General features: G+C 43.3%; 29 protein-coding genes and 1 pseudogene. 17 read left to right on the top strand and 13 right to left on the bottom strand.

The genetic code is table 11. The features are described 5' to 3' along the window. Positions 1-96 precede the first annotated feature (96 nt). The 10 genes from uspE to ccoN all read right to left on the bottom strand — a co-directional run bounded on the left by uspE (position 97) and on the right by ccoN (position 9,092). Positions 97-1,044: a universal stress protein UspE gene (uspE, locus tag AACU28_RS16065; RefSeq protein ID WP_004733693.1), complete on the bottom strand. Its 948-nt coding sequence runs from the start codon at positions 1,042-1,044 to the stop codon at positions 97-99. A gap of 132 nt (positions 1,045-1,176) precedes the next feature. Continuing rightward, the gene (locus AACU28_RS16060; protein WP_004733691.1) at positions 1,177-1,923 is read right to left on the bottom strand and encodes an FNR family transcription factor; all 747 of its coding nucleotides are present in this window, start codon (positions 1,921-1,923) and stop codon (positions 1,177-1,179) included. 86 nt (positions 1,924-2,009) lie between these two features. Further along, positions 2,010-2,684 (bottom strand): sulfite exporter TauE/SafE family protein, encoded by a 675-nt coding sequence (locus AACU28_RS16055; RefSeq protein ID WP_004733688.1) that lies wholly within the window; start codon positions 2,682-2,684, stop codon positions 2,010-2,012. Then, on the bottom strand, positions 2,674-2,910 hold the full coding sequence (gene ccoS / locus AACU28_RS16050; RefSeq protein ID WP_004733686.1) for a cbb3-type cytochrome oxidase assembly protein CcoS: 237 nt from the start codon (positions 2,908-2,910) through the stop codon (positions 2,674-2,676). Before ccoS ends, AACU28_RS16055 begins: the two co-directional genes overlap by 11 nt. After that, positions 2,910-5,282: a heavy metal translocating P-type ATPase gene (locus tag AACU28_RS16045; RefSeq protein ID WP_121603220.1), complete on the bottom strand. Its 2,373-nt coding sequence runs from the start codon at positions 5,280-5,282 to the stop codon at positions 2,910-2,912. Before AACU28_RS16045 ends, ccoS begins: the two co-directional genes overlap by 1 nt. 5 nt (positions 5,283-5,287) lie before the next feature. After that, a complete protein-coding gene (locus AACU28_RS16040) occupies positions 5,288-5,767 on the bottom strand; it encodes a FixH family protein (RefSeq protein WP_004733683.1) in 480 nt (159 codons plus the stop codon). 108 nt (positions 5,768-5,875) lie between these two features. Beyond that, the gene (gene ccoP, locus AACU28_RS16035) at positions 5,876-6,850 is read right to left on the bottom strand and encodes a cytochrome-c oxidase, cbb3-type subunit III (protein WP_004733681.1); all 975 of its coding nucleotides are present in this window, start codon (positions 6,848-6,850) and stop codon (positions 5,876-5,878) included. Next, the gene (locus AACU28_RS16030; protein WP_004733679.1) at positions 6,850-7,023 is read right to left on the bottom strand and encodes a CcoQ/FixQ family Cbb3-type cytochrome c oxidase assembly chaperone; all 174 of its coding nucleotides are present in this window, start codon (positions 7,021-7,023) and stop codon (positions 6,850-6,852) included. Before AACU28_RS16030 ends, ccoP begins: the two co-directional genes overlap by 1 nt. Before the next feature lie 9 nt (positions 7,024-7,032). Beyond that, on the bottom strand, positions 7,033-7,653 hold the full coding sequence (ccoO, locus tag AACU28_RS16025) for a cytochrome-c oxidase, cbb3-type subunit II (RefSeq protein WP_004733677.1): 621 nt from the start codon (positions 7,651-7,653) through the stop codon (positions 7,033-7,035). 11 nt (positions 7,654-7,664) lie between these two features. Further along, a complete protein-coding gene (gene ccoN, locus AACU28_RS16020; RefSeq protein ID WP_032497766.1) occupies positions 7,665-9,092 on the bottom strand; it encodes a cytochrome-c oxidase, cbb3-type subunit I in 1,428 nt (475 codons plus the stop codon). 258 nt (positions 9,093-9,350) lie between these two features. Here ccoN and AACU28_RS16015 point away from each other — a divergent pair, with 258 nt between their 5' ends. The 3 genes from AACU28_RS16015 (at position 9,351) to AACU28_RS16005 (ending at position 12,740) form a co-directional block, all read left to right on the top strand. Continuing rightward, positions 9,351-9,716, top strand: a complete 366-nt coding sequence (locus tag AACU28_RS16015; RefSeq protein ID WP_017083692.1) for a hypothetical protein — start codon at positions 9,351-9,353, stop codon at positions 9,714-9,716. 115 nt (positions 9,717-9,831) lie between these two features. Then, positions 9,832-11,016, top strand: coding sequence for an FIST signal transduction protein (locus AACU28_RS16010; protein ID WP_004733673.1), 1,185 nt, complete (start codon positions 9,832-9,834; stop codon positions 11,014-11,016). Beyond that, complete coding sequence (locus AACU28_RS16005) at positions 11,016-12,740, top strand: ATP-binding protein (protein ID WP_121603219.1); 1,725 nt, start codon at positions 11,016-11,018, stop codon at positions 12,738-12,740. The genes AACU28_RS16010 and AACU28_RS16005 overlap by 1 nt, the downstream gene beginning before the upstream one ends. A gap of 150 nt (positions 12,741-12,890) precedes the next feature. On the opposite strand, the gene AACU28_RS16000 is transcribed toward AACU28_RS16005, so the two are convergent. Further along, a complete protein-coding gene (locus AACU28_RS16000) occupies positions 12,891-13,259 on the bottom strand; it encodes a DUF3693 domain-containing protein (protein WP_048612089.1) in 369 nt (122 codons plus the stop codon). A gap of 213 nt (positions 13,260-13,472) precedes the next feature. On the opposite strand from AACU28_RS16000, the gene AACU28_RS15995 reads away from it, so the two are divergent. The 11 genes from AACU28_RS15995 to AACU28_RS15945 all read left to right on the top strand — a co-directional run bounded on the left by AACU28_RS15995 (position 13,473) and on the right by AACU28_RS15945 (position 20,200). Continuing rightward, a complete protein-coding gene (locus AACU28_RS15995) occupies positions 13,473-13,769 on the top strand; it encodes a hypothetical protein (protein ID WP_121603218.1) in 297 nt (98 codons plus the stop codon). Between the two features lie 2 nt (positions 13,770-13,771). Continuing rightward, positions 13,772-14,035: a hypothetical protein gene (locus tag AACU28_RS15990; protein ID WP_102441572.1), complete on the top strand. Its 264-nt coding sequence runs from the start codon at positions 13,772-13,774 to the stop codon at positions 14,033-14,035. Between the two features lie 2 nt (positions 14,036-14,037). Next, entirely contained in the window at positions 14,038-14,238 is a 201-nt protein-coding gene (locus tag AACU28_RS15985) for a hypothetical protein (protein ID WP_016793342.1), read from the top strand. Beyond that, entirely contained in the window at positions 14,228-15,340 is a 1,113-nt protein-coding gene (locus AACU28_RS15980) for a replication initiation factor domain-containing protein (protein ID WP_065606962.1), read from the top strand. Before AACU28_RS15985 ends, AACU28_RS15980 begins: the two co-directional genes overlap by 11 nt. After that, on the top strand, positions 15,328-15,669 hold the full coding sequence (locus AACU28_RS15975) for a DUF1293 family protein (RefSeq protein WP_019350628.1): 342 nt from the start codon (positions 15,328-15,330) through the stop codon (positions 15,667-15,669). The genes AACU28_RS15980 and AACU28_RS15975 overlap by 13 nt, the downstream gene beginning before the upstream one ends. 16 nt (positions 15,670-15,685) lie before the next feature. After that, the gene (locus tag AACU28_RS15970) at positions 15,686-15,913 is read left to right on the top strand and encodes a hypothetical protein (RefSeq protein WP_019350627.1); all 228 of its coding nucleotides are present in this window, start codon (positions 15,686-15,688) and stop codon (positions 15,911-15,913) included. Between the two features lie 19 nt (positions 15,914-15,932). Next, entirely contained in the window at positions 15,933-16,148 is a 216-nt protein-coding gene (locus AACU28_RS15965) for a hypothetical protein (protein ID WP_019350626.1), read from the top strand. Positions 16,149-16,315: 167 nt separating this feature from the next. Next, the gene (locus tag AACU28_RS15960; RefSeq protein WP_183091198.1) at positions 16,316-17,530 is read left to right on the top strand and encodes a hypothetical protein; all 1,215 of its coding nucleotides are present in this window, start codon (positions 16,316-16,318) and stop codon (positions 17,528-17,530) included. Positions 17,531-17,533: 3 nt separating this feature from the next. Then, the gene (locus AACU28_RS15955; RefSeq protein ID WP_019351056.1) at positions 17,534-17,878 is read left to right on the top strand and encodes a hypothetical protein; all 345 of its coding nucleotides are present in this window, start codon (positions 17,534-17,536) and stop codon (positions 17,876-17,878) included. Between the two features lies 1 nt (position 17,879). After that, on the top strand, positions 17,880-19,304 hold the full coding sequence (locus AACU28_RS15950) for a zonular occludens toxin domain-containing protein (RefSeq protein ID WP_121603217.1): 1,425 nt from the start codon (positions 17,880-17,882) through the stop codon (positions 19,302-19,304). Between the two features lie 560 nt (positions 19,305-19,864). Continuing rightward, entirely contained in the window at positions 19,865-20,200 is a 336-nt protein-coding gene (locus AACU28_RS15945; RefSeq protein ID WP_121603216.1) for a hypothetical protein, read from the top strand. 200 nt (positions 20,201-20,400) lie between these two features. Here AACU28_RS15945 and AACU28_RS15940 read toward each other — a convergent pair. After that, a pseudogene (locus AACU28_RS15940) lies at positions 20,401-20,517 on the bottom strand (regulator); the annotation flags it as partial. Between the two features lie 90 nt (positions 20,518-20,607). On the opposite strand from AACU28_RS15940, the gene AACU28_RS15935 reads away from it, so the two are divergent. Then, positions 20,608-20,793, top strand: coding sequence for a hypothetical protein (locus AACU28_RS15935; protein ID WP_121603215.1), 186 nt, complete (start codon positions 20,608-20,610; stop codon positions 20,791-20,793). Positions 20,794-20,809: 16 nt separating this feature from the next. Beyond that, positions 20,810-21,172 carry a hypothetical protein gene (locus AACU28_RS15930; RefSeq protein WP_121603214.1) on the top strand — a complete coding sequence of 121 codons (363 nt, stop codon included), beginning with the start codon at positions 20,810-20,812 and terminating at the stop codon, positions 21,170-21,172. A gap of 34 nt (positions 21,173-21,206) precedes the next feature. Here AACU28_RS15930 and AACU28_RS15925 read toward each other — a convergent pair whose 3' ends face one another. Continuing rightward, positions 21,207-21,575 (bottom strand): phage protein, encoded by a 369-nt coding sequence (locus AACU28_RS15925; protein ID WP_121603213.1) that lies wholly within the window; start codon positions 21,573-21,575, stop codon positions 21,207-21,209. Between the two features lie 187 nt (positions 21,576-21,762). Here AACU28_RS15925 and AACU28_RS15920 point away from each other — a divergent pair, with 187 nt between their 5' ends. Then, positions 21,763-23,109, top strand: a complete 1,347-nt coding sequence (locus tag AACU28_RS15920; protein ID WP_121602780.1) for an ISNCY family transposase — start codon at positions 21,763-21,765, stop codon at positions 23,107-23,109. The last annotated feature ends 8 nt before the right edge of the window (positions 23,110-23,117 follow it).

Raw genomic sequence — 23,117 nt, 5'->3', positions numbered from 1 at the left:
TATAAACGATTCTGTTGTTGGAATCGCGTAAGCTTTAGATAAACAAAAAACGCCTCAAGCATTGCTTGAGGCGTTTTTTTATAATTAAAAAATCAGCTATTTAGACAGGTTCGGATCGAGAGGGCTAACGTAACCTGACGGTTTAAGAGCCAGTACATCGCAGTTAATCTTGTCGATGACATGTTCCGCAGTATTGCCGATAAACACGGCAGACAAGCCAGTACGACCTGTTGTACCAAGGATAACCATAGCAGCATTGTGTTCAGACGCTACACGAGGAATAACATCTTCAGGCAAGCCTTGCTCAACCACGGTTTGCTCTTCACACATACCGTGTTTCTGGCGTAGTGCTTTCATCGCGGTTAAGTGATGGCCACGAACCGCATCAGTATAAGAGGTTGGGTCAAACTCTGGCAATTCGATTGTGATATTCGCAGGTGTCACCGGGTAGGCGTTCACCAAGAACGGTTCAGCATCCAAACGACCAGTGATCTCAAGTAATCTGTCGACCATCGTATCATTGAGCTCTAAGTGAGCTTCTGTTTCAGAGCCAACATGAACGGAAGCGTAGATCTTCGCGTGTTCTGGCCAGAAATCATTTTTAACCAACAGCACTGGGCTAGGGCACTTTCTCAATAGGTGCCAGTCGGTTGGAGTAAATATGACCGATTCTAAGGTATCGTGCTTACGCGTGCCTTTGATCAAAATGTCATGCTCACCACTGTAAACCTCAGCAATGATCGCTTCATACGGGCGATTATGCCAAACCACTTGTACGTTAAACTCAATAGAATCATCAAGGTAAGGAGCAGCAACCTTATTCATCCAAATTTCACGCTGATGAATTACGCCTTTGCGCATTGCGTCTCTCTCATCGACAGAGAGCATAGATGTCATTTCATACGAGAAGTCGTAGATCGACAAAAAGAAAGTGATGTGGCTTGTTGAGGTGCTTTTCTTGGCAAGTTGGATAGCACGAACTAGAGCAGGTTGCTCATCGTGATTAATGTCTGCGACAACTAAAATTTTGTTATAGATACTCATAACTAAGCCTACTTTTCAGACCGAACATATAAATAATGTAGCGTAGTTATGGAGAGAATAAGAGAAATATAAGAGGTTTTAAGAGAGAAACATGATGTAGCTCATTATTGAACTACATCATTGATATCTAGACTATTCTTTTGAAACGCCAGCAAGTTCCATCAACGCATCGTGATCTTCGATAGTGATGTATTTGCCTTTAACGCTCAAGATGTCCGCTTTTTGGAAACGACCTAACAGACGACTGATTGTTTCAACAGTCAAACCAAGATAGTTACCAATATCGCCACGAGTCATCGTTAAGCGGAACTCACGAGGGCTGAAGCCACGCTGAGAGAAGCGAGTTGAAAGGTTGTAAAGGAATGCCGCAAGGCGCTCTTCCGCGTTCTTTTTAGAAAGAAGCAGAATCATTTCCTGGTCACCTTTAATCTCATTACTCATCAAACGCATAATCTGCTGACGCAATTTAGGCATTTTCCCTGATAAGTCATCGAGAATCTCATATGGAATTTCACATACCATAGAAGTTTCCAAAGCTTGAGCGAAACTAGGGTGTTCGTCACCCGTAATCGCGTCAAAGCCAACAAGATCGCCCGCTAAGTGGAATGCAGTAATCTGCTCATCACCTTGCTCGGTAATCGTATAGCTTTTAATCGTTCCAGAGCGAATAGCATAAAGAGACTTAAGTTCGTCTCCCGCTTTAAATAGCTCTTGGCCTTTTTGAATAGGTTTCTTTCTTTCAATGATCTGATCAAGTTGATCTAGCTCAGATTCATTCAAAGTAAATGGGATACAGAGTTGGCTAATACTACAATCTTGGCAGTGGATCGCACAGCCACCAGACTGAACTCGTTTCGTCACAGGCTTTTCAGAAATCATAACAATCTTTCACTATTTGATATACGTCAATATTTTAGCATTCCTTAATCCTAAAGGGTAGTAAAAAAACCGGATTAAAGATACCGCTATACGGTATAAATAATGAGCTGTAGCGCCATATAACCGGTATAGAAGCCGTAAATGAGGATTAAAATTGCGCCAAACTGGCGAAATAAGTCAGCTTGTTGCAGTTTTTTGAGGAAATTGGCACCCATTCCAACCGTGAGCATCGCTGGAAGAGTACCTAAACCGAAAGCAAGCATGATACCCGCTCCGTTATACCAACTTCCTGATACGGCCGCCCACGTTAGCATTGAGTAAACAAGACCACATGGAAGCCAACCCCAGATAAAACCAAAAGGTAAAGCATGACTAGGGTGCTTCAATGGTAGAAATGATTTGCCTAAAGGAGAGATATAACGCCATAGCTTCTGTCCAACTTTTTCAAAGAACAACAAGCCAAACCACCATTTACCAATATACAAACCTAAGACGATCATAAAACCAGCAGCAAACAAACGCAGCCAGCCCAGCAGAGCATTAAAATCGCTCAGCTGACCTATCGAAGAGATTGCACCACCAATAACACCGCCAATCACAGCATAGCTTAGCAAGCGCCCTAAGTTATAAAGCAGGGGAATGACAGGGGAAGGTTTACTGTTGCCAATCGAAAGAAGCGACGCAATGCCACCACACATTCCCATGCAATGGCCTGCGCCGATCAACCCAACAACAAAGGCTCCGATCCAATCAGGCGTCATCGTTCTTTTTGTCTAAGTTAGTTTGGCTTTCTACGTTGGCTTTCTCATTCTTGACAGGTTTACTATCAGAATGATGATGAACATTAGTATCTTCATCAAACAGAATGTTATGGCCTTGGCGTTCAAGGTCTTCAAACTGCTCGCTCTTCACTGCCCATAGAAAGATTCCAACCGCGATACATACAAGTACGATCGCAATTGGAATGAGTATGTATAAACTTTCCATTATTTACCTTGCTCTTTTAAAAGCCTTAACGAGTTAGATACTACAATAATAGAGCTAGCAGACATGCCAACAACGGCAATGTATGGAGCAACCAAACCTGCGACAGCCAATGGAAGAATAAGTAAGTTATATCCTAGTGACCAAGCTAGGTTTTCACGGATTATCCTACGCGTTTTTAGCGCCAAAGTACGAGACTTAAGTAATCTATCGAGCTTATCACCCAATAGCACCATATCCGCAGAGGCTTTCGCCACATCAGTACCGCCGCCCATAGCAACAGACAGGTGAGCACCGGCAAGAATAGGGGCGTCATTGATACCGTCACCAACCATCATGGTGATGTCACTTGCGTCTCTAGAGTTTAAATAAGCAAGCTTGTCTTCCGGCTTCGCGTTAGCAACAATGTCAGTAATACCAATCTCTGCTGCAACAGGCTTCGCATTAATCAAAGAGTCGCCAGTCAGCAGCGTGGTTTTGATTCCCGCTTCTTTGAATTGCTTAATAAACTCGATACTTTCTTTGCGAATCGGATCTTCATAAGTGAATGTTGCAATATGACGACCAGACATCGACAAGTAAATACCGTTACTTTCAGATGGCTGAGCTTCACCTAGAATGAACTCGCTGCTACCAATCGCCACTTCTTGCCCATTCAACTCACCAGTAATGCCCGAGCCAATCACGTTGTTTACCGACTCTACTTCGATATCATCAGAAATATAAGTTTTGAACGCTTTAGCGATAGGGTGGTTAGCGTGTTGCTCTAGGCTTGCTGCAACTTGCAAACAAGTGTCTTTATCAAGGTCAGCAAACGTCTCAACTTTACTGATACGAATATCACCTTCAGTCAGAGTGCCCGTTTTATCGATGATTAAGTGGTTTACCTTGCATAAGGTTTCAAATACGTGACCTTTGCGCAGCAAGATACCGAAGTTACCCATGCGAGAAGTTGAGCAAGTAATCGCGGTCGGCGTCGCAAGAGACAGAGCGCAAGGGCAGGTCGCCACTAATACTGAAAGCATGATCCAGAAAGCGTCCTCTGGTCGTGTTTGATGCCAGTAGAACCAAGTCCCGAATGAAATGATTAAGATAACCGCGACAAAGTATCGAGCCACCACATCGGCGATTTCAGCAATTCGGGGTTTAGACAATTGAGCTTCATCTTGAAGACGAACGATATTAGAAATAACCGAATCCGCTTTAGAGGTCATCACTTCCAATTCAAACGATTCATCACCATTCAATGTGCCAGCAAAGACCGTATCACCTTCATTCTTGACCACATGGATAGATTCGCCAGTCAGCATGGATTCATCGATATGAATTCTGCCAGACAATACTTTGCCATCTGCGGGAATATGTTCACCCGGTAGAACGCGAATCTGGTCGCCAACTTTTAAGGTTTTTACCGGTACTTGCTCACCGTCTAGCGTTGTCGCCATCGCAGGAACGAGCTTAAGCAGGTTACCGCTAGCTGCTGCAGCTTTACGACGCGCGCGCATCTCAAGGAAACGACCAAGCAACAAGAAGAAGGTGAACATCGAGATAGATTCAAAGAACACTTCGCCTTGCTCTGTCACTGTTGCCACTAAACTCGCAACGTAAGCAAATAGCAGAGCGATCGAAACGGGTACATCCATACCCAATGTTCGGCCTTTAATACTGCGCCACGCATTAATATAGAAAGGCAATGCAGAGTAGAGCAGAACCGGTGTTGCGAAGATTAAGCTCACCCAACGGAAGTAGCTTTTGAATTCGGGCTCAAGGTTACCAAAGACTTCAAGATAAAGCGCCACAGCCAACATCATGACCTGCATGGTTGCTAAACCAGCAATACCAAGACGATAGAGATAATTCTTCATCGAACGATGATAGGCAGCTTCTTGTTGATCAGCCTCGAATGGAGCGGCTTTATAGCCTAGGGTATGGATTGCAGACAACAGCTCGCTCAGTTTAGCCTGAGTTTTGTCCCAGCTGAGCAGGGCGCGGTTAGTCGTGGTATTAACACGAATGCTAACAACCCCTAACTTTGAAGAGACTTGCTTTTCAATAAGCCATGCACAAGCAGCACAAGAGACACCTTCTAGTGACAATGTCACTTCAGATGTATTTTCAGAGTTACGGACGAACTCCAATTGGACATCTTCGTTGTCGTAATGACTGAGTGCCAGAAGTTGCTCTGGCACGAGATCCGCCTTTTCAGCCGGAGCGGTACGATATTGGTAATAAGAGACCAAACCGCTATCAACGATTGTCTGGGCTACAGTTTCGCAACCTGGACAACACATCGGTCGAACCGATCCTAAAATTTCTACTTTAAAATCCGTTTCCGCTGGTACATCTTCACCGCAGTGATAACAGGATTCACACATAAGCTTTAGTTCGTTAGTTGAGTAGGAGTATCAATTGGGAAGTTCATGCGACCTTGCACTAACCATTCAGAATCATGCGGAGAAAGCTCGATAAACCATGGACCTTGCATTTCATGGTCCAGAGTCAACGTGTAGTTACCGCTCGCATCAGCGGTCAGTAGCTGAGTAAAATCACGGTCAGGGAGCGTTCGGTGCACGAACATAGCGCTAATAGCAGGGAAGTGGTCTAGCTTGCCTTTGTCTAGGGTAATGATAACTGAGTTACCTTTCTCGCTAACTGAAGCTGATAGGCCAAGCTTTTTAGCAACGTTTACTTTTGAAATGTCGACATTAATACCTTTACCTTTTTTATAGTAATCTTCAGTGACAACGTTAACTGAATGGTTGGTAAGTATTGCGACTCGAACCAATGTTAGCATAGAAACGCCAACGGTTAGGAAGATCAAAAACCACGGCCAAAACTGCTTATACCAAGGTTGTACCATATTATTATTCTCAATATATCCAATGAAATAAAACTAATTTTTACAAACACTTAAGGTTATAACTGTAAAAGAAAGACAGCCCCTTAAGAAGGGGCTGTTATTATTATGTTACTCTTTATCTGAGTTGCTGAGGCTCCAGACGTAGGCAGCGACGAGCTGTACCTTATCCTCACCGAGGATGTCCTTCCAAGCCGGCATTACACCAGAACGACCGTTCATTACTGTTTCAGTTACATCAGCACGAGAATCGCCAAACAACCAATCGCGGTCTGTTAGGTCAGGAGCACCAACAGCAGGGTTACCCTTACCATCTGTACCATGACACGCAGCACACACTACGAAACGTGCTTTACCAGCTTCTGCTTCACGTACGTTCACGCTACGACCAGAAAGGCTAAGAGTGTAGCTAACCACTTCTTTAACGCCTTCTTCGCCAAGTGCATCTTTCCACGCTGGCATTTGACCGACACGACCATGCATGATGGTAGTAACGATCGCTTGTGGTTCACCGCCATATAGCCATGCATCGTCAGTCAAGTTAGGGAAGCCCTTTTGACCACGAGCATCAGAACCATGACACTGAGAACAGTTTTGCAGGAACAAGCGTTGACCAACTTTGATTGCGTCAGCATCTGATGCAATGTCAGGAACAGAACGAAGACCGTTCTCATCATGAGCTAGCTTTTTAAATGCTTCGCCAAAGTAAGTGTTCGCGTCATCAAGCTCTTTTGCGTACTCATCTAACTGTTTGTTAGCTTGAGCTGCAGCGATTGCAGAGCGAGACTCTTCTACGCTACGAACTGTTTGGTTTGAACTCGTCCAACCTAGTAGACCTTTAAAGTTGCCAAGGCCCGGGTATAGAGCAAGATAAACGGCTGCAAACACAATTGTGCTAACGAAAAGGTATGTCCACCATTTAGGTAGTGGGTTATTAAGCTCACGAATACCATCGTATTCATGGCCCATGTCATGACCTTCTTCTACACCTGTTTTATCGTTGGAACACCAACGAAGTAAGGCTGCACAGCCAATCAGCGTACCGATTGTGATGACTGTTACCCAAATACTCCAGAATGTACTCATTACTTCGTCACTCCTTGATTTTTATCTTTCGCAGGTGCTTCATCAGCGAACACTAGGTTTGCATCTTCGTCGAAGCGCGACTTACGATTTTTACCGAAAGCCCACCAAACGATGCCGATGAAACAAGCAAAAACAGTAACAGTCCAAACACTTTGAAATGTAATAATGTCCATAATTATTCCTTATTTCATTGCGTGGCCAAGCGATTGAAGGTAAGCGATGATTGCATCCATCTCTGTTTTTCCTTCAACATCTTGTTTAGCGTTAGCAATTTGTTCGTCTGTGTAAGGAACACCAAATTGATTACGGAAGATTTCAAGCTTCTGCTTAGTCAATTTGCCATCAAGTACATTCTCAGCAAGCCATGGGAAACCAGGCATGTTTGATTCAGGAACAAGTTCGCGAGGGTCGAGAAGGTGAACACGGTGCCACTCATCAGAGTAACGATCACCAACACGCGCTAGATCTGGGCCAGTACGCTTAGAACCCCATAGGAATGGATGTTCCCAAACACTTTCGCCAGCTACAGAGTAGTGACCGTAACGTTCAGTTTCAGAGCGGAAAGGGCGAATCATTTGGCTGTGACATACGTTACAACCTTCACGAATGTAAATATCACGACCTTCCATTTCCAGAGCAGAGTAAACACGTAGGTTTTCTACAGGTTCAGTCGTTTGCTTTTGGAAAATAAGCGGGGTGATTTCTACTAAAGCACCAAAGCTGATTGCGATAACAATTAAGATCGCGAGTAGACCAACGTTTTTCTCGACCAACTCATGGCGATTATTTGAATTTGAGCTCATTCTAAATCTCCTTAAGCCGGTTGAGGGATAGCTTTAAGGCTATCTTTAGGTGCAGAAACAGTTTTGTACGTGTTGTATGCCAGTAAGAACATACCAGATAGGAAGATAAGACCACCTAAGAAACGTACAAAGTAGAACGGGTAAGAAGCTTCTACAGATTCTACAAAGCTGTAAGTCAATGTACCGTCAGAGTTAACTGCACGCCACATCAGACCTTGCATCACACCAGAGATCCACATTGCAACAATGTAGAAAACTGTACCAATCGTTGCTAACCAGAAGTGAACATTGATTAGGGATACAGAGTACATACGCTCTTGACCAAATAGTTTAGGAACTAAGTGGTAAACCGAACCGATAGAAACCATAGCAACCCAACCTAACGCACCAGAGTGAACGTGACCGATAGTCCAGTCCGTGTAGTGAGATAGCGCGTTAACCGTTTTAATTGCCATCATAGGGCCTTCGAAAGTCGACATGCCGTAGAATGATAGAGAAACGATAAGGAAACGTAGGATTGGGTCGTAACGTAGCTTATGCCACGCACCAGATAGAGTCATAATACCGTTGATCATGCCACCCCAAGATGGAGCAAACAGAACCAAAGACATAACCATACCTAGAGACTGAGTCCAGTCTGGAAGTGCAGTGTAGTGTAGGTGGTGGGGACCAGCCCAGATATACAGTGACACAAGAGCCCAGAAGTGAACAATCGACAAACGGTAAGAGTAAACAGGGCGACCAGCTTGTTTAGGAACGAAGTAATACATCATACCTAGGAAACCAGCTGTCAATAGGAAGCCTACCGCATTGTGTCCGTACCACCATTGCACCATTGCATCAATTGCACCTGCATAAATCGAGTAAGATTTAAACGCAGATACAGGAACAGCTAAGCTGTTAACTATGTGCAACACGGCAACCGTGATGATGAAGGCTCCGAAGAACCAGTTTGCTACATAAATGTGCGATGTCCTACGTTTAATCATGGTTCCAAAGAACACGACTGCGTAAGCTACCCACACAAGAGTAATAGCAATATCGATTGGCCATTCAAGTTCTGCATATTCTTTACCAGAGGTTAAACCTAACGGTAAAGTAATTGCAGCGGACAGGATAATCGCTTGCCAACCCCAAAAGGTAAAGGCTACGAGAGGGCCACCAAAGAGACGCGTCTGACAGGTACGTTGCACAACATAATATGATGTTGCAAACAGCGCACTTGTACCGAACGCAAAAATAACCGCATTAGTATGCAGGGGACGTAAACGACTGTACGTCAACCACGGCGTATCAAAGTTTAGCTGTGGCCAAACTAATTGAGCGGCAATCAAAACACCAACGCCCATACCGACAATACCCCACAAAATTGTAACGAGGGTAAATTGACGGACGACCGTATAGTTGTAGTTTTGTTCAAGCTGCTTTTCTTGGCTCATTTGCATGCTTCCAATTTCTTATTTACTACACTTTACTTCCAACACGACTCACGTCGTAATGCCACCCAAATTAGAAAAGGAAATTCAGCCTATTCAGGGCTTTATTTCCACTTGCTGATTTTGAAAAAAAGTGGCATTTTCAACGCGACACTATACTTGAATTAACAAATCAATGACAGAGTAGTAACCTTACGCTTGGTCTGGAATTGGATTTTTATTTAAAAACTTTGAACTTTGTAACAAGGAGTAAAGATTATAATGGCGGCACAAAAGCTAACAAAGGGCAGGCTCGTACAAATTATCGGCATGTTGGTTATTTTAATAGCGGCATTTACTTGGAGAACAGTAACATACGACAATAACGAAACAGTAAGCTGTATAATTTCAAAACCGTGTGAATTTGGTATTGATAATCATAATGTTTTAATTTCGGGCGATAGATCAGGGTATTCAATCGAAACATCTAAAACTGGCAAATTTATCATTAGCTACAATGAGAGTGGAATTCTAGAAGAAAAAGGGCCATCGAATTGGCTGTTACAAACTAATGATAAGACCTCCTCAATAACAGTTACATTTCCACAACAGATAAGCACGTTTTCCGTAAACCTTTCTAAAGAGTAATAGAGGGAAAACTGAGTCACGCCTCGGTTCTTTTGATAGAAATATGTACCAAATCAGTGAAACACCATGCATTAAAGTGTTATAAAGAGGACATTAATAAAGTTTCCCGGAATCTATGAAATTTCTATCAAAAGTCTCTTATTCCCTAGACGATAAAATCGCAGTAGATGAGTTGCTCAATGGGGTAGAAAACCCTGACGATATTGCCTGTCTTATTTGCTACTGCACAGAAGAGTACTCAACACTCGCTGTGCAGAGATATTTCGTAGATGCTCTCCCTAACACCCCAATACATGGCTGCACCACTTGTCACGGCATTATGACCGAAACTGGGTTCCACTCCGGCCCAGTGATAGGCGTACTCATCATCTATGACTCCGGGATCAACGCCTATGGTACGGGTATCGAGCACTTTAGCGACTCCATAAACCAAAGCACCTTCAGCGCCATCGATAAAGCACTTAAGAACGCCAACCGAGAAGGTGAAATCCCTGATCTTATCTTACTGCATTCCACTCCTGGCAATGAAGAGAAGGTGATGGCGGCTATCGATAAGAAGTTTGGTACTGAGGTACCTGTTATTGGTGGCAGCGCGGCGGACAATCAGGTTTCTGGAAACTGGAGTATCTTTACCGAAGAGTCACTCTCTATCAATGGCGTATCTTTAACTGTGGTATTTGCTTCTCAGTCCATCTATTCGTCTTTTAGTGCAGGCCATACGCCCACTCGCTATTCTGGGACCGTGACTAAAGTAAGAAACCGAATATTGTTGGAGATTGACCATAGACCAGCCGTCACCGTTTATAACGAATGGACCAATTTCCATCTAGGTGGTAGTGATGATGGCTATATATTCGAAAAGTCGTCCGTGTATCCGCTAGGGCGAAAAGTTGGCTCTTCATACGACTACCCATATTTCAAATTGTCCCACTCAATCAGAGAAACAGAGTGCAATGGAATCGAGCTATTCACAGATATCAGTGAAGGCGACACCATTTATTTGATGCAGGGCTCTAAACAGCAATTGATAAGCCGTGCCGCTAATATTATTCACTCTTCTTACTACAACGACATGGATTTAGAAGAGAAACTAGGTGCGATCAACATCTTCTGTGCAGGTCCAATGTTGAACCTTAAGCAAGATATGGACGAAGTATGCGATCAAATAAATCAAGCACTTAACGGACTCCCATACATATGCCCATTCACCTTTGGTGAACAAGGAAGGTTATCTGGCGGTGAGAGTGCGCACGGAAATTTAATGGTATCGTCTGCAACGTTTTATAGGTTGAAAAAATAATGGGCTCTGAAGGTCAAGAAGCGCTGCAAGAAGCACGTATTGAACTGCAAAAACTAAAAGCCCGTGAGCGAAAACTGGCTGAAGAGAACAGGGTGATCTTATCAACCATCTCTGCGATCAGTAAGGCAAGTAACATATCTGAGATATTTTATAGCCTTGAATTTGTGCTCAAAAAATACATTAAATTTGATGACTTTATCGTAATATCTAGGGTAGGGAACGAAGGCAATTTCAAAACCCTTCTAACCAATAACAAAGTCTTCGAACAAATGAATTGGAGTGATTGTGGCAAGCTATCTCGAGTGATCAATGGAGAATGCGCCATCCTTTTTGAACCCAAGTCTCTGGGTGAGTTCAATTCCTTACATCCCATCATTCTCGATCAAATCAACTCTGTTCTAATTACTGGTATCGATAGCGGACTAACACAATCCGTAATCATCTTTATCCACTCCAATACCAAGCACTTTAGTGTTGAAACCAAAGCAACCCTAAACCGCTTTAGACCACTAATTGAGCGTGCTGTATTCGACATTGAAAACAAAGAAAAGCTTGAAGCAACCGTTCGAGAACGAACAGCAGAGCTTGTCACAGCAAGAAAAGACGCAGAAAGAGCCAACAAGGCCAAGTCTGAATTCCTCGCAATGATGAGTCATGAATTAAGAACACCGCTAAATGCCATCATTGGCTTGATAGACACGCTGAAATCCACACCTCTGAACGACGAACAACAGTCTATACTGCTTAATATGAGCACATCATCTGAGCTTCTACTGGCAATTATCAGTGACGTATTGGATTTTTCTAAGATTGAATCTGGATGTTTCTCACTAGCACCTCAATGGAGCAATGTAAGAGACACTGTAACTTTTGTATTGTCTGAACAAAAGAAGACAGCAGACGATAAAGGGTTGGCGCTAACGGTAACCAGCGATATCCCTGAAGGTGAACTTCATTACATCGATCCAAGCCGCTTGGCACAGATCTTATTTAACCTGATTGGCAACGCGATTAAATTTACTGAGCGTGGGCATGTCCATGTTTCTATCAAATACCTGCAGAGCTCATTCTATATAACAGTAGAAGACACCGGGATTGGCATTAGCTCACAACAACTTTCGTCGCTGTTCAGTCCATTTGTGCAAGCTGATAGTACAATCACACGCAGATTTGGTGGTACCGGTTTAGGCCTAGCGATAACCAAACGACTGGTAGAATTGATGCGAGGACGCATATCTGTAGAAAGTGAGCCAGGTAAAGGATCTAAATTCGAAGTACAGTTACCAGTGCTTACCAGAGTCACGAACAATCTAGCTCACTGTGAAGAAGACAAATCTTCAAGAGAACTCAGAAGCCGCTATTCAGTTTTAGTTGTCGAAGACAATCCTACAAATCAAATGGTGATTAAATTGATTCTAACGCGACAAGGCCACGAAGTTTTTATCGCAAGTAACGGTGAAGAAGCCATTGGCTTTGTTGAAAGAGGAAACGACTCGATAGACATTATCTTGATGGATGTGTCGATGCCAGTAATGGATGGCCTAACGACAACTAAATACATGAGAGACGCGAACATCAAAACGCCAATCGTCGCGCTAACAGCACACACATCACTGGAAGATAAATATTCGTGCTTAGATGTAGGCATGAATGATTTCGTTACCAAACCAGTAAGAACCAAAGAGATCACAGAGGCTATTGATCGATTAATGCTTGAAATCTAATAAACGTATTCTTAATCGAAGATTAGGATATATGTTTATTAGGTATTTTATGGTAAATAGCCTTACTGTTAAATAGAACGCCAATTTGGTAGATAAACAAGAGGCAGGGCATCACACAAAGATACCTGCCTTATAAACGCTAAAGCCAATTTAACATAATATACATAATACGCACTGAATCGTGGGGTCAACTGGGGTGGTCGCCATCAATGCTAATCCTGCGCAAGTCATTGAAATTGTTTTTAATCCTAGCCCGTTGCACTTTTTTGCTATGTGTTCCCATAGCTGTTTAATCTGTGGATTATCGTTGCGGTCAACGTGACAACCTAACAAAGCCATCTCAGGGTCAATACCTGCGCTTTCTGCTAGAAAAACTGCTTCAGAATCAGATATATAGCGAGTTCCTTTTCGCATTTCACCAATCCGTTGTCTCGGTAGATTCAAATCATGTGCAATCTGCTTATCTTGTACGTAGTTTTGAGCCTTTTTGTAGGCATCTAACAGTTCATTTTGATACATAAGACATTCTCCCTTTAGGTACATTCTAGCTGATTAGGCATGATTTTCCGTGCTTAACAGGCACAACTTTTCGTGCCTATAATCTCCCTCAGCGAAACAAGCTTCCTTGTTTCAATACTTTGACTGTCTAGGTCTGGGCTGTTCGCCCTTGACGCTTATAGCTCAACTTAGACGGTCAATCCCAATTCTCAATAATCAGTCAAGGTGGTTGTTATGTTTACAGTTGAATCGATTCAATACGGCTCTGTGCTCAAATCTGAACACGTCAGCTTCTCTAACTATCCAGATTTCACACACGCGTCCGTGTCTCTTCATAACTCACCACTAGAAATCTGCTTTGAGTTCCTTGTTAGCGAACTTGAGTTTGGCCAACGCACTATCGGTGAAGAACTTTTCCACACTGTCAGCTATAAGAATCCGCTTTATAACTCTGAAGACTCTTTCACGCTTACGTTTGATAACGACCAAGAGCTTGAACAGTTCTGCGCGTTCTACGGTTTGGAGCGTTAATCATGAATACCTCATCGGCTCTAGTCATTACTGTTCAAACCAAATCAGGCACTCGATTCTTTTGCGGTTTTGGTAAACGTCAGCATGTTAAAACGGCTTGGCATATTGCGGGTTCAAAGTTCTTCACGTCCGAAGCTCTTTCAGATGATGTTCGTGAAGTTTGCGACATCCTTACATCTAAAGGAAAAACGTTTTCTGTTCATGTTGTTAAAGGCCTGCTTGAAGAGCCTTTAGATCTCACGACTCCTTTGTTTGTTGGTAAATAATCATGGATTCAATCTACTTCGACAACGAACCCAATCACGGCATCAACGCTTATTTTCCTTGGGGTCATAACTTCTTTAAGTCTCAGCGTGAGTTCTTCCAGTTCATGGAAGTTCATTACGGCATGGTGTCATTTCAGATTGTTGAAATCACCGACGAGAACTACCAAGAGCTTTTGGTTAAGGGTGTGTTCCATGCCATCTAAAAAACCACATAAGTTTCATGATGAGATTCGTCCGGTTCAAGTGGATCACCTAGCCTTTTCGTTTTCGTATGGCTCGCTTAGACATTTGGACAGCTCGAACGAACAAGACTTTATCAACATGCAGTTTCCTGAGTTTAAAAAGCAAACCGTTAACGGTCGCCTTAACTCACCAGAAGCGATAGAGAAATCAATTGAGTCACACCGTAACAAATGTCGCAAGGTTTTAGCCGATAGGTTTGATGAGTTCATGTCTAAAGTCTTTAACTTCCGTATCTCTCCGATGCGTGGCCGTGGCTTACATGGCTATGAAGATTCAATGGTGATTTACGATTCTACGGGAACGGTTGAATGCGGTCTGGTTGGTGTTGGTGGTAACAACGATACGGTCTACGTGCAAATCAATGGTACGGGTTGCGCTAAGTTGTTTGACTTCACCACACACAAAAAGGTGCATTGGTGGTTGTCACTTTTGGGTATCACTCGCCTAGCCCGTTTAGATCTCTGCGTGGATGACTACACCGGAATCTTTGACTGTAAGTATGCTGAGAAATGTTTTTATGAGGGAGCATTTCGCACTGCTTCTCGTGGACGTGGTCCCACAATGGTTCCTCATAAGCGCGTTTCACAATCCGGTGAATTATCAGAGGAAGCCGTTCTTGTTGGCTCTCGTACCTCTGCAATCTACTGGCGTGTGTACAACAAGAAGTTCGAGCAAAACATCGCTGACCCTGAAGTGATTTGGTACCGCAATGAAGTGGAATTAAAGAAGTGCGATTTGGCACTACTCGCCTCGCCTGCTTCGGCCTTTGCTGGTCTGTGTGACTTCTCCGCCAGTATCGACCCAGCTGAACCAATGAAGATTGAGCTTAACAAGAAAAAAGCGGGTCTTGAGTTCTTCGCTCGCATTGCTTGGGTTCGTCGCCAATGTGGCAAAGCTCTATCTGAAGTTGTGGCAATGACTGAGGGTGACTTGGGTGAAGCATTCGGAATGCTCATTCCTACGCACCATAGACGCGCAAACTTTGAAACCTCGTTGGGTATTCCTGACGAATACACTAAACAGAAAATCGAAATTTTGGAGTCAAGAATATGCCTACAATAACTGGTATTGCTATCAAGCGTTTCCCTAAATCCAACATGGAATTTGCGGAATTGTCTGTCCTACGTGCCGTTGAAGAAGTCGATAACGAGAAGTTTCAGCAAACGGGTATCGGTTACTCGACTGACATCCCTTACAACAAACAAGCGTTGAAAATTGATGTGGCCTACGCTCGTCAGCTTATCCAATCTCGCGCTTTTGTTGCCAACCGTGACTACGAACTGAGCTTTGGCGCTAACCCAAATGATCCACTCGATATCTTGGTTACCAAGCTTGTTCCTGTTGATGAAGAAATTAAAAAGCACTTCGATAACTTTATGAAAGCTAAGTAATTAGGTCTTAGGTGCTATGTCTATTTGTGTGACTGTTATTGATGGGATTTTGCAACAATCATCGGGGGATGTTTGTGAGTATGTCTTGGTCTCTAAAGAACAGTTAACGCACTTGGTTGATGGTCAATTTGATTGGTCATTACTTGAATTCGACAAATCTTTGTATGAATTCGTTGTCGGTCAGAGCTTGGCAACCTTTGTTGGTGGTCATGTTCTAGGCCGTGTATTAAAACACTTTCGTTAATCCATTTAGGAAAATTATTATGTTGAAATTACGTCAATTGGTTAGCAATAAAATCCTTGTTGCTTCTGTCGCTCTTACTTCTAGCTCTGCGTTCGCTGAAGGTGCAAATGAAACCGCGATCACTGCCGCTGTCGATGCGGGTAAATCTATGGTCAGTCTTACTACTTCTGGTGTAATTGGTATCGCTGCACTTGGTTTCGGTCTAGGTATGGTTGTCGCTTGGCTCCGTAAGTAATGATTGTCTCCGTTGTTCTTGGCTCTTTAATGTGTGCCTCATTCCTTTATGGGGTTTACACCGGAGTCATAGCAGGTTGATTGATTGGGAGCTTCGGCTCCCTTTTTTATTGGGGGTAACTTGTGTATTCAAAATACTCTATATCTTTGCTTTTTCTGACCTTGGCAATGAGTCCTTATAGCTTTGCCTACTACAAAGTCACTAACATTGTGACCGCTGGCCATTGGTGCAACGTCTCTTACTCAAAAGGCCAAACTTATACCGAAGGTTCTAACCCATGTAACGGAGATACCGCTAGAAAATGGCATTACGAAGAAACATCTTGGGTATCAGCAGGAAAGGTTTATGCCAAGCAAGTCTACAACACGACAGGCAACTATAAGAGTGTAGTAGTCGCAAATGTAGCTTGGATAGATGAACCGACATGCAAATCAATGAAGGGCAAAAGTTTAGGTACTGTTACCTTCCCTGAAGGGACTCGCGACGTTGCGACACTTTGTAGAAACTCTTGTCAGGCTAATTCAGACATTTTTTTCCCTGCTGCCACTCCTCCTTATGGCGTTTTCACCTACACAGGCGAATCATGTGACGATTCAGAAGGCTCTGGTGGTGATAGTTCTACTGGCGGTGATGGTTCTACTGGTGGTGACGGTTCTACTGGTGGTGATGGTTCTACTGGTGGCGATGGTTCTACTGGTGGTGATGGTTCTACTGGTGGTGACGGTTCTACTGGTGGTGATGGTTCTACTGGTGGTGATGGTTCTACTGGTGGCGATGGTTCTACTGGTGGTGATGGTTCTACTGGTGGTGATGGTTCTACTGGTGGCGATGGTTCTACTGGTGGCGATGGTTCTACTGGTGGCGATGGTTCTACTGGTGGCGATGGTTCTACTGGTGGTGATGGTTCTACTGGTGGTAACGGTTCTACTGGTGGTAACGGTTCTACTGGTGGTAACGGTTCTACTGGTGGCGGCAGTTCTAATAATGGTGAAGGTCTCACTAAGGGAGATATCAAAGACGTTCTTGAAGATGTCTTTGGAAAATCAGGATCATTCAGCGCTCCAGGGCAAGGTGATGGATACGCGACTAACACTGTACTCACCACAGCAGTTGATGATCTAAAAACTGAAATTGATGACCTAGAAAAAACACTTGAAAGTAAGGTAAAGGAATCCCCTTTGAAGCTCGGTCAAATGTCATTCTCTGACGGCTCATATGACGGTACAAGCTTCTTTCTTAGTCGATGGGATGTTGATGTGGGTTTCAATCTTTTCAGCACTTTAGGCTCCAACAATAGCAATATGATTCGAACCGTTATCTTATTCATCGCCACTCTATTAGCTGGCTTTATCTTGCTTTCCTCTGGTCGCTCTAAGGTATAAATCATGGAATATTTCTACAGCGCACTTGATTACATTGTTTCTGTCTTTGGCAGTATTTACGACTTCTTCGCCACCATACCGGACTTGTTTCTGGACGTGTTCACATACGCATGGTTTTGGTTCATTAAGCTCTATATCTACCTAAAAATCCAAATGCTAGAAATGGCCTATAACGTTGCCTCTTTGCTGCTTTCTGAATATGAGGTCTACACGGTTTTGAACATGGCCTTTAACAAGCTTCCCTCAGACTTACGCTTTGCCTGTTACCAGTTCGGCATTGTTGATTCAGTTCGAATTGTTGTTGATGCGTTTGCTACGGCATTTGTGCTTAGAATTATGGGGTGGTGATATGGCTGTTTCCTTTCGTCATGGCTCTAACGGGGCTTATAAAACCGCTTATGTCACATGGTTCGAAATCCTCCCTGCTTTGCGTGAGGGTCGTATCGTTGTCACTAATATTGAGGGCTTGAAACCTAAAGAATCTATCGAAGAATTGTTAGGTGAAAAGTTTCCAGATTCAGCACGCTTAATTAGGATCTTTACACGATCTTCTGAGGGGGTAATGCTCTGGCAAAATTGGTTCAACTGGATGCCTCTTGGTGCATTCGTTGTGATTGATGAGTGTCAGGATTTGTATTGTCCCGAAGCAGGATTTAAGCGTGAGAAATTCTTACAAAAACCCTTTTCTGAGTTCGTAGATTACCTACCCAAAGACTTTTCAGAACTGTTCTATTCTCGTTGGCTTCCGGTTGACCCTGATTCGTTTGAAGTCGGTGACGTTGATGATTGTGAACGAACCCAACTCGATGAAAATAACAGACTGCTCTACCCGTTCGACTTCTACGGTGCCTTCATGCGACATAGAAAATACCAATGGGATATTGTCATGCTTACACCTGATTACACCGCAATCCCCACTTGGTTAAAAGGGTGTGCCGGTGAAGCTTATTCTCACCGCTCAACAGATACATTCTTTCGAAGTCGTAAGCCTAGGATTTTTAACCACCCTCCAAAATCCACTAAGACAGCTCCCTCCACTAAGGCCGACATGGCCAGTAGTACCACCAAGAAAGTTCCTGTTGATGTGTTCGCGCTTTATCAGTCCACAGGAACCGGAGGCTTTAACGCTACTAAATCTGATATCTCGGTTTTGAAGTCTCCAAAATTCATTCTTGCGATCATTATTGGGGTCGCGGCCATTGGCAAATTTCTATGGGATTTATCTTATGTACTATCTGATTCTGATGTGGGTGAAGTTCAAACGGTTGATGCGCCAGCTGCCTCTACCAACTCGCCTGCTCTATCTACTCCGGTTAACTTTCCAGTATCTGAAAATGTTCCTATCAAAGATGGGGAAAGTTCTGTTCGGGTGGGTTCTAGCAATGCTACTTCTCAAGCTTCTGCTGAAAGTCTTCCTGATGCTGTGAATCCTTTCTTTGATGCTTTTCCCGTATTCAACGGCTCTACAGCGGTCTATCTTACGTCAGTAAGTAGAACGGTTTATCCAAAGGGCTTTGGTGAGTATTCGGATTTTGTCTTTAGGATAGATAAAGGTGTAGACACCTTTTATATACGCTCGGCTGTATTGAACCGCTACGGCTACCGCTTCGAATTGCTTGATGATTGCTTGATTCAAGTGCGCTCTAAAACAGTGTCGAGGGTTTTAACGTGTCCACCTACATCGAGTGGCGTTGCTATCGCTTCTGAGAGTAACGATTTGATGAGTGGTAGAGTCGAAGACGTTCAAAGGTCTGTCGATATCTTCAGCATGTGACGAATGACATACTTGAACGGTGGTATGTCAAAAAATGACATACTCGCCCCGCAGGGATAAGGGCACTCGATACAGTTCTTGGGTATGACTTCCCCAAATGCCCGAAAAGCAGCGAAGCGTAACTGACTTGATGAAACCACATCACTATCCCTTCACATTGCCAAGATCACCCTAGCAGAGCCTCACAACATCAGTGGGGCTTTTTGCTACTGCAACCCATCTTACTAACAACTCTTTTCTATTCTGCTCACAGCTTCGCGTGAGTCGTGAGAGCTGAACAGCGAGCGCGACGCTGTGGGCAGCAACCCCCGTGTTGTATCACGGGGGTAAATTCGACATAGCTATCAGCACTCACACAACCCTGCTCTAGTTGCAAGCTGCACGCTAGTTCCTTACTTCGGAATTAAGCTGATTAATTTTATGCTTTGATTCAACAAGCTCATTTATATGTATAAGGCATTGTTCATAAAGGAAGATTATTAGTAGAATTGCATTAACTAAGTACTAGGCGGAGTTTTCTGCATTTAAATATTGAAACAAGGGCTGAAACGGAGAGTCATATGAACCCAATTAACGATAAACGAATTCATGTATTGAATGATATTTTTTTAGATAGAATGGTAAATACTACGATTGAACCATATGAAACAATCGGCGAGCACGATGAGGAAAACTTAAGCGTTAGTTTAGAGCAGAAGCGAGACGATTCCCTAAAAGTTGCTATATTGTCGTTTAATGTCAAAGCCAATTTATCAGAATTCGATTGTACACTGATGAAACAATTTCCACTTAGCAACAAGAAATGTTCAGGTAGGTTTACTGATGATTCACTTTTCATTAATGATTTATGTATTAAAAATTGGAATGATCTTGAGCGTGTATGGGATGCAAGCTAACAAGTGTTTATGAGTAATAGAAAGCCGGACTCAATGAGCCCGGCTTCTTTCTCCTTGATATGACCAAAAAGGAGGACTGGATATCTAAACAGGACGTGTCTTCACTCCAGCCAAAACCACCTTACCAACAAAGATCACTTCGTGCGAATCAGCGTAACTAAGCTTTGAATTGGCCTTGAGAAAACCATACTTTTCTAGTCCTATTTCTTGATTTTTGCAATCGCTCTAGCAAGCCCAAGTAAGTGAGTTGAAGTCTTGATTTCTAGTTCAGACTGAATTCCCAATAAAGCAATCCCTGCTAATATTTGTTGTGGCCTCTGTTCAATTTAATTTAAACTGGTATTAAATTTCACCTGCTTATATAATTAACAAACGAAACCAAGCTATCAGTAATCGGAGTAGTAGTTATGGCTACCATGATGAAAATTCAAGATTTAAACCTTACATACTCTTCAACGAGAGGTGTCTCTTTTGAACCCTCAACGATGAAAGCTGCTCTAGAAAGCCAATCTCACGTTGTGCCAGTGTTTAAGACTAGAGAAGAAAAACTGAAATGGATGAGAGAAAAAGTTGCACAAGCTAAAGACTATTGAGCAAACAGTCTGGTACATGGAACAATACCTGTCACAGCCTACTCAATTCCAAATTCTCCTTGACGATTTTGAAAATACAATCAGAAAATATGGTCTTTGGGGTGGAATGCTAGACGGAGCTGTAAGAAAGTCAGACCGTGTAGATAAATCAAGCTCTTACTATCAAGATACAGTAGAACTTTGTAATGATTATAGGTTATATCATTACCATATAGGTTGGGAGTCTTATAATGGCAAAGGTAATGATGGAAAATTCACATCTAACTGGGTAGTGCATTTACATATCGAAAACCCACATCATTATCGATTAGTAGGCATTGGCGAGCATTCTCCTATGCATCTACCTCTACAAATAAAACACCCAAACGTTTTACCGTAGTATTTGCAAAGATAAGGCTCCAATGGAGCCTTTTTTATTTCTTAATTTTGTTAATTGCCCTGGCTAGCTTTAACAAATGTGTTGAAGTTTTTATCTCTAACTCAGATTGAATCCCCAAAAGCGCAATCCCTGCTAAGATTTGTTGCGGCCTCACCACTTGGCCTGTAGGCAACTCCATACTGTCGTATAACATTTTGAACTGTATCCAGTCTTCGCTAATGCTTAGTTCTCGACCTTTTGCCATTCTCATTAGTCTTTTGCACTCAGGAGGTATTGGTTTTCCTTCGTCCCATCCCGTGACCGTTCTCACAGTTTTAAAACACAGTTCCGCGACCTCTTCCTTGGTCATTTGGCACTCTAACTCTCGAAAAATGTAATTCTTACTCATTTCGCGATACTTCAATGATAAAACCTCTAAATACAAGAGGTTGCACTGATTCAAGGAGATATGCACGATTGAACATAAGCAGACATAATACGCACTTGGGCTGTTAGAGCAATTTAGTAATGTCCGGTTTGAGCCATTTTAAAATGTCCTCCTAAGCTTACCTATATTGGTCTGCTTAGGAGTTATCCGGATGCTTATTACTATGAGTGAAAAAGATATTCAGCGATTCAAGGTGCTTACTGACGTACGTGAAAAACGACTACGCCAAGTTGACGCTGCTATCATTTTGAATCTGTCTGCGCGTCATATCCGACGTTTGGTAAACAAACTTGTCTCTCTTGGCGCTCAAAGTCTTACACACGCAGCGCGTGGACGCCCAAGTAATCGACGCTACTCAGAACATTTCAGAATTGAAATACTGAAACTTATCCGTGAGCATTACTCTGACTTCTCACCAACGTTCGCTCTGGAAAAACTGACTGAACGACACAATCTATCCGTCTCTAAAGAAACACTCCGTCAATGGATGATCGCCGACGGACTGTGGCTTCCACATTCACAACGCAAACCTCGAGTCTATCAGCCTCGTTACCGTCGTGATTGCTTGGGCGAACTTATCCAAATTGACGGCTCCCATCATGACTGGTTTGAAGGCCGCAGCGACAAATGTTGCCTATTGGTGTTCATTGATGATGCAACTGGCCGTTTGATGAACCTAAGATTCAGCGAGACAGAATCCGCATTTGACTACATGTTGGCGACGCGTGAATACCTCAATGAGCACGGTAAACCCATCGCGTTTTACAGTGACAAGCACTCAATTTTTCGAGTGAATCAGGAGAAACACAAACAAGTTGGCCAAACTCAATACGGGCGCGTGCTGAAAGAACTGGCCATAGAACTCATCTGTGCCAACAGCTCCCAAGCCAAAGGCCGCGTTGAGCGAGCCAACCTCACGCTGCAAGACCGGCTGGTTAAAGAGATGCGCTTACAAGGTATCGACACCATCGAACAAGCCAACGCCTGGCTTCCCTACTTCACCGCCGATTTTAACCATCGCTTTGCTAAGCCCGCTCAATACCCAAAAGACATGCATCGTCCGGTTCGAGAGTCCAAGCAAGAACTCGACGATATTTTCAGTTGGCAAGAAACCCGCAAGCTCTCAAAGTCGCTGACATTTCAATACGATAAAGTGATTTATCTCATTGAACCTACTGAAGAAAACAGCCGACTAGCGCACGAACATGTCAAGATACTCGACTACCCAAACGGTGAAATCGCCATCCAATACGGGCATCGAAAACTCGAATTCAAAACCTTCGACAAACTCGAGCACGTTCAACAAACCCAAATCGTCGACAACAAACGCCTCGGCCAAGTTTTAAAGTTTGCTCAGCAACAACAAGAAGAATTCGAACAACAACAGCAACGAACCCGCAGTAAGAAAGCCCCCAAACGCCGTGCACAACAAAGAGCCCTTCAAACTGCCCCTCGAACCATCAACCCAGTGCTCACCGAACCATTCAAAGCCTCCAGTCGAAAGACCTAATAACGGGA

This window comes from Vibrio sp. SBT000027 (assembly GCF_963894355.1).
Taxonomy (GTDB): domain Bacteria; phylum Pseudomonadota; class Gammaproteobacteria; order Enterobacterales; family Vibrionaceae; genus Vibrio; species Vibrio splendidus.
The sequence above is the reverse complement of the archived record's forward strand: the minus strand, read 5'-3'. Positions and strand labels throughout refer to the sequence as shown.

Coding starts and splice junctions, on each gene's coding strand:
- uspE (WP_004733693.1), bottom strand. CDS start 1,044: ATGAGTATCTATAACAAAATTTTAGTTGTCGCAGACATTAATCACGAT.
- AACU28_RS16060 (WP_004733691.1), bottom strand. CDS start 1,923: ATGATTTCTGAAAAGCCTGTGACGAAACGAGTTCAGTCTGGTGGCTGT.
- AACU28_RS16055 (WP_004733688.1), bottom strand. CDS start 2,684: ATGACGCCTGATTGGATCGGAGCCTTTGTTGTTGGGTTGATCGGCGCA.
- ccoS (WP_004733686.1), bottom strand. CDS start 2,910: ATGGAAAGTTTATACATACTCATTCCAATTGCGATCGTACTTGTATGT.
- AACU28_RS16045 (WP_121603220.1), bottom strand. CDS start 5,282: ATGTGTGAATCCTGTTATCACTGCGGTGAAGATGTACCAGCGGAAACG.
- AACU28_RS16040 (WP_004733683.1), bottom strand. CDS start 5,767: ATGGTACAACCTTGGTATAAGCAGTTTTGGCCGTGGTTTTTGATCTTC.
- ccoP (WP_004733681.1), bottom strand. CDS start 6,850: ATGAGTACATTCTGGAGTATTTGGGTAACAGTCATCACAATCGGTACG.
- AACU28_RS16030 (WP_004733679.1), bottom strand. CDS start 7,023: ATGGACATTATTACATTTCAAAGTGTTTGGACTGTTACTGTTTTTGCT.
- ccoO (WP_004733677.1), bottom strand. CDS start 7,653: ATGAGCTCAAATTCAAATAATCGCCATGAGTTGGTCGAGAAAAACGTT.
- ccoN (WP_032497766.1), bottom strand. CDS start 9,092: ATGAGCCAAGAAAAGCAGCTTGAACAAAACTACAACTATACGGTCGTC.
- AACU28_RS16015 (WP_017083692.1), top strand. CDS start 9,351: ATGGCGGCACAAAAGCTAACAAAGGGCAGGCTCGTACAAATTATCGGC.
- AACU28_RS16010 (WP_004733673.1), top strand. CDS start 9,832: ATGAAATTTCTATCAAAAGTCTCTTATTCCCTAGACGATAAAATCGCA.
- AACU28_RS16005 (WP_121603219.1), top strand. CDS start 11,016: ATGGGCTCTGAAGGTCAAGAAGCGCTGCAAGAAGCACGTATTGAACTG.
- AACU28_RS16000 (WP_048612089.1), bottom strand. CDS start 13,259: ATGTATCAAAATGAACTGTTAGATGCCTACAAAAAGGCTCAAAACTAC.
- AACU28_RS15995 (WP_121603218.1), top strand. CDS start 13,473: ATGTTTACAGTTGAATCGATTCAATACGGCTCTGTGCTCAAATCTGAA.
- AACU28_RS15990 (WP_102441572.1), top strand. CDS start 13,772: ATGAATACCTCATCGGCTCTAGTCATTACTGTTCAAACCAAATCAGGC.
- AACU28_RS15985 (WP_016793342.1), top strand. CDS start 14,038: ATGGATTCAATCTACTTCGACAACGAACCCAATCACGGCATCAACGCT.
- AACU28_RS15980 (WP_065606962.1), top strand. CDS start 14,228: ATGCCATCTAAAAAACCACATAAGTTTCATGATGAGATTCGTCCGGTT.
- AACU28_RS15975 (WP_019350628.1), top strand. CDS start 15,328: ATGCCTACAATAACTGGTATTGCTATCAAGCGTTTCCCTAAATCCAAC.
- AACU28_RS15970 (WP_019350627.1), top strand. CDS start 15,686: ATGTCTATTTGTGTGACTGTTATTGATGGGATTTTGCAACAATCATCG.
- AACU28_RS15965 (WP_019350626.1), top strand. CDS start 15,933: ATGTTGAAATTACGTCAATTGGTTAGCAATAAAATCCTTGTTGCTTCT.
- AACU28_RS15960 (WP_183091198.1), top strand. CDS start 16,316: ATGAGTCCTTATAGCTTTGCCTACTACAAAGTCACTAACATTGTGACC.
- AACU28_RS15955 (WP_019351056.1), top strand. CDS start 17,534: ATGGAATATTTCTACAGCGCACTTGATTACATTGTTTCTGTCTTTGGC.
- AACU28_RS15950 (WP_121603217.1), top strand. CDS start 17,880: ATGGCTGTTTCCTTTCGTCATGGCTCTAACGGGGCTTATAAAACCGCT.
- AACU28_RS15945 (WP_121603216.1), top strand. CDS start 19,865: ATGAACCCAATTAACGATAAACGAATTCATGTATTGAATGATATTTTT.
- AACU28_RS15935 (WP_121603215.1), top strand. CDS start 20,608: ATGGCTACCATGATGAAAATTCAAGATTTAAACCTTACATACTCTTCA.
- AACU28_RS15930 (WP_121603214.1), top strand. CDS start 20,810: ATGGAACAATACCTGTCACAGCCTACTCAATTCCAAATTCTCCTTGAC.
- AACU28_RS15920 (WP_121602780.1), top strand. CDS start 21,763: ATGAGTGAAAAAGATATTCAGCGATTCAAGGTGCTTACTGACGTACGT.